Annotated in this window: 1 protein-coding gene; it reads right to left on the reverse strand. The window is 54.3% G+C overall.

The genetic code is table 11. The features are described 5' to 3' along the window. Positions 1-26: 26 nt before the first annotated feature. The coding region (locus ACXJ7R_RS34675) for a TetR/AcrR family transcriptional regulator (RefSeq protein ID WP_457155729.1) at positions 27-876 on the reverse strand (850 nt) is incomplete at its 5' end.

An 876-nucleotide genomic window follows, 5' to 3' on the forward strand; every position in this document is an offset into this window, starting at 1 on the left:
TCTATGATTTCTGTTCTTTTCGAGATTTATGGCATAATAGGCGCATGCAGATCTCGGGCATTGGAAGGATCATCTTCTGGTCTGGCGGAAGTATCTGGATCGGGCAGGCAGTTGGCCCGATTGAGTGTCACGCCCACCATGCCATTCAGGTCAGCGTCGGCCTGTTTGATCGCGTGCAGTTCCGAACGAGCGATGCGGTAGCTTGGGTATCCTATGGCGCGGCTTACATTCCGTCCGACTTGCCCCACTTGTTTCAGGCACCTGGGAAGACAGTTGCCAATCTCTTTTGCGAGCCCGTAGACCAACGCTCTGGCAGCTACCTGGGTCTCCGCTATGTCGTCTGATCGGAGCATGTGTCGTAGCTGTGCTTCTTTCATCGACTCCTCCATCAGAGACCTCACCACTTGGTTATCTTGACGAAGCGAATCCGAGCTTTCCCAGTCGATAAGAGTCCGTGTCGAAATGATCTGGAAATGGGTAGGGTTTCGAATTGCCCACCGCAGATAAGCTGTTCCAACAGCGGTAAAGCGCGCGATTGGATCATCAGTGGCAACGTTCTCAACTTCTGCCGTGATCTCTAATCGAAAACGGCTCATTGCCTGCTCTGCGACGGCCGTCATAAGTGCAGTCTTGTTGCTGAAGTGGCGGAAGGGCGCGCCAGGAGAAACGCCTGCCCGCTTTGCGACTTCGCGCACGCTCACATTGTCGGGGCCGCCTTCCTGGACAAGTTGAACCGCGGCATCGATCAGCGCGTCCCGCAAATTGCCATGGTGATAGCCGGTGCGGCGAGGCGCCTTTGTCTTTCGCATTTCATTCCCTTCGTTCCACAAAACAGCACCCTCACCCATACCACGATTCAAGAAAATGTAATCACTG

It is taken from the genome of Mesorhizobium sp. P5_C1 (genome assembly GCF_054049815.1).